The sequence below is a fragment of the Chamaesiphon sp. OTE_8_metabat_110 genome, from assembly GCF_031382685.1.
Classification (GTDB): Bacteria; Cyanobacteriota; Cyanobacteriia; order Cyanobacteriales; family Chamaesiphonaceae; genus Chamaesiphon.
The window spans coordinates 1-4,163 of record NZ_JANMZA010000508.1 but is presented as its reverse complement, the minus strand read 5'-3'; the positions used below and the strand labels follow the sequence as shown (position 1 = coordinate 4,163).

The window sequence follows — 4,163 nt, the reverse complement described above, 5'->3', positions numbered from 1 at the left end:
GCATCAAAAACTAGGCTAAAAAACGACGAGCAAAACAAAATCATCACCACTACCGTCGATACCACCGCCGTCGAGTGAGCTGCCGTGGTAATCAACTGCCAATTGAGTTTGCGATTGAGAGCTGCCAAGCCACAAGCTCCGACGGCTCCCACCGCCCCTGCTTCAGTCGGTGTGGCAAGGCCAAAGAAAATGCTCCCCAAGACGGCGAAAATCAGCAGCAAGGGTGGTAAAACTGCTTTGAGGCACTTTTTGACCAACGCTTTGCCCTTAATCTGTCGGACGGATAAAGGTAGGGCAGGCGCGAGGTCGGGTTTGAAATAGGCGAGGATCAGTACGTAGGCGGCATAGGAAGCCGACAACATCAACCCAGGAATTAACGCCCCCAAGAACAAATCGCCCACGGACACGCCCAACTGATCGCTCAATACCAATAACACCAGGCTGGGGGGGATCAACTGGGCGAGGGTGCCCGAAGCGACGATGACTCCAGCGGCTAATTGTTTGTCATAACCATACCGCAGCATCACGGGCAGGGAGAGCGTGCCCATAATAATTACGGTTGCTGCTACCACCCCTGTCGTTGCGGCTAACAGGGTGCCCACCAGGACTACGGCTAAAGCCAATCCCCCGCGCACGGGGCCTAATACAATCCCGATCGTTTCTAACAATTCTTCGGCGATGCCCGATTTTTCTAAGACGGAACCCAGGAAAACAAAAAAGGGAATGGCTAAGAGCGTAAAGTTAGACATCGTACCGAACCAATTATTCGGCAGCAATAACAAACGGCTGGGATCGAAGGCATCCATTAGATAGCCAATTATCCCAAACACGATCGCGGTACCAGCAAAGGAAAATGATACGGGATAACCAGTCATCAAGATCGCAAAAAAGCCCGCAAACATGGCTATTGCCAGCCATTCAGTATCGATTTCTATCAACTCAAAACCCATATTTTTTCCGATCGCATGTCGATCGCCAGCACCATCGGTCGAGTTTATTGTGTCATAATTCGGTCGCCCCCAACTTATCCCCTCGCGCTCGTCGATAGTGATTAGTTGGGCGAGGATTACGAGAGCGATTATTTTTAGCGGAGATGACAATTAATAATGCAGGAAGATTTAGCTTTATTTGGTTTGTCGCAAATTTTCCCTACAGCAAGCTCAATTAGCTTGTCTAGCTCCCCCGAAAATAATCGCTCTCCTGGATGCCTTTGCCTACAACACTGCCAGCACCGAATTCCGTCCCAAGCAAATTCGACGGCAAAACTGCATCCCACTTCTTGGCTAACCAAAGTAAACAATCTGCACCTATTTGCTCCATTCATCCCATACAGTGCGTGTCACCTGGGCAATCGATCGCTCGCGGATCGCCGCATCCGCCGGGGAATCTGAGACAAAGACGGCGATCGCTAAATTTTGCCCGTTCGGCAGCGTTACGATTCCCACATCATTGGTTGCCGCCGTCACACCCTTGACTGTCGCCGAAGTTCCTGTTTTGTGCGCCACAACCGTCCCCTTCGGCAACAATCCTCTAATGCGCTGTTTGCCAGTAGTCGTCTCTGTCATCAATCGTCGCAGTAATGCTTGACTAGACGTTGACAGCCCTTTGCCCTCGTGAAAGGTGCGTAATAGCCCGACAGCAGCATCAGGTGTTGCATCGTTACGATACTGCACGGCGGGGTTTTTCCTTAGCTCCTGCTCCGTATTGGCAACAACAATGTCCTTTACGCCAAGACCACGCAAATATTGAGTAACAATCTTTGGCTCACCAACGAGTCGTAACAGCACATCGCAAGCCGTATTATCACTACTAGAAACCATATACTTCAATAGTTCAGTTAGAGTTAGTTCCACTCCGATCGCTTTCTGGTCTAAAATCTGACTGCCCCGAACGACATCGCTTGCCTCGATCCGAATCTTTTGGTCTAGCTTGAGTTTACCTCGATCTACTCGATCCAGCACAGCCATCGCGATTGGGAATTTGTAAACGCTTTGCATCGGGAATCGCTGATTTCCATTCAGGGAGACTGACTCTCCAGTTTCTAGCACTGTAGCTGTAACCCCCATACGACCTTGAGCAGTCTTAGAAATTTGTTCGATTCGACCGCGTAATTTGTTGCGGCGATCGGTATTAGATGTTGTAATCTCGTTGGGGTTATTTGGGGAATCTTGCCTGCTATTGGTGGAGTTAGTACTGGTGCAACCAACAGTCAGTAAAAACAAGCAAAATGTGCAAAGCCAAGCTTTTTTAAGCATCACGAGTATCAGATAAACTTTAATCGCAAATATTCATTGGGGCAATCCAATCAAAAAAGTTATAGGGATACTTATAAAACGAATTACTCGATTCGTTCTCATCCTTAATTTGGTAGAGTCATCGAATTGAATTATGTGAAGCATTAGTCAATAACCAACACTCTAATTTTCATATTCTAACCGATCGATCGTGGGACTTAACACATCGATTTTCCTGTAGCCTGCTCCTAAAATTGTTTTTCCATAAAACTCAATTTGGGCGACCTGCCAAGGCAGCGCTTCGCTATCGCTTTTTCACTTTTGAGATCCACCCCTGATAAGCATCCAAAATCTCTGAATAGGGAACCGAACTTTCAAATACTAGTTCCGATAATGACGGCGAACAGCGATCTGGAAACAGTTGATGTAGCGTTGTTGCGAGTTGTTCTCTGAGCACAAATTCAATGAATAATCCAGAGGAGGAGGGAAAGGAGTAGTCGCCTAATTCTACTAAAGCATGAGCATCCGCTTGGCGACGAAGCGTAAACTGGGCGATCGCCTCTGCCCAATTGTCAGCATACTCATCTAACAACTCGTCTAGAATCGCCACGTCTTCTAGTGCAGCGTTGCAACCTTGACCGATCGAGGGTGACACCGAATGAGCGGCATCGCCAATAATCAGTACGCTATCTCCGTGATGGTAGCGATTACAGCGAATGGTTAAAATCCGAGATGGCGATCGCACCAGAAATGCCTCTGCTTCGGAAGCAGGCATCATTTGACCTACCTCTGGGAAACGCTTGTGGAAAAATTGTTGGACTTGTTCTGGGGTCGAAAGGTTGGCAACCTCCTGGTTGAGTCGAGGGAATAAAATCACACCGCTCATGCTGCCGTCAGGTTGATGGAGTAGCACTACAAACGTGCCATCATCGCTACGCCAAGAATGAATTTTGCCTGATTCGAGATTGAAGTCTAACGCTCGATCTGGGCGAGGCAAAATAATCGATTTATAGTCGGTCGAGACGTATTTTTGCTCGAACTCAAACAGTTCGGTGTTGAGAAAATAAGATCTCACTACCGAACGTGCGCCGTCTGCACCAATTAATAAATCGTAGTCCACAGTCAGATCGGTGTCTGTAGGCTCGGATGTTGGAGCTGTGCTTTGAAAAGTAATCGTCTTGGCGGCAAAATCCACTGCGGTGCAGACCCGATCGAAATGCAGGTTGAGTCGGCTGTTATCGTACTGTTCGGTCAACTCGTTCAACAATGTAATGACCAAATTGGTACGATCGAGTGTTACCAGTGGCTTCTGTCGGGATTTCACTCGTGTTTTGCCGTTGGGTTGATGAAAAATGGTGCCGCTCATTTCCAAACCGATCGCTCTAACTGCTGTTTCCAGTCCCGCAATCCGACCCAGTGCCTTCATCCCGCGTTCGGTTAAAGAAATGGGGAAGGTTCTGGCATTGGAAAACTCGATAATGCGCGGATCGCTGAGGCGGTCGTAGAGATCGACTTGATATCGATCGTCTCGACGCAACAGATAGTGAGCCAGCAGTACACCGCTAGCTCCAGCACCGACGATTGCCACTTTTTTAATCATACTTGCTCCTAACTTGCTCAAAGATCACATTTTTCTAGCTGTTCGGTGGTCAGGATTGTCGCTGAATCGATTACTTACTGCGAGCGCGGCTACTTGTACTGTTGGCGAAGCCTCGCCCTTGGCGATACGTAGCCGAAGTACGCCAACGACGCGGACGAGAATCGATCGATATTAGTGATAAGTCAACCTTTTGAAATACTCTATTTCATTCGGCTGATGCCTGGATAGGATTTAGCTAACTGTTCTAGTAGTGTTGCCGCGATCGATGGTGCATCGTATTCACTAATTATCCTTTGTAAATCTTGAGCGCGATGCTGATAACTGCGATC

At 48.1% G+C, this 4,163-nt stretch carries 3 protein-coding genes; all 3 read right to left on the bottom strand.

Going from position 1 to position 4,163, the window contains the following annotated elements; genetic code table 11:
* Window positions 1–929: TRAP transporter large permease subunit (locus RMO52_RS18560; RefSeq protein WP_396135047.1), on the bottom strand; the 929-nt coding region annotated here is incomplete at its 3' end.
* Between the two features lie 378 nt (window positions 930–1,307).
* Window positions 1,308–2,255 carry a class A beta-lactamase gene (gene bla / locus RMO52_RS18555; RefSeq protein ID WP_310417206.1) on the bottom strand — a complete coding sequence of 316 codons (948 nt, stop codon included), beginning with the start codon at window positions 2,253–2,255 and terminating at the stop codon, window positions 1,308–1,310.
* Window positions 2,256–2,538: 283 nt separating this feature from the next.
* Window positions 2,539–3,834, bottom strand: a complete 1,296-nt coding sequence (locus RMO52_RS18550; RefSeq protein WP_310417200.1) for an NAD(P)/FAD-dependent oxidoreductase — start codon at window positions 3,832–3,834, stop codon at window positions 2,539–2,541.
* Between the last annotated feature and the right edge of the window lie 329 nt (window positions 3,835–4,163).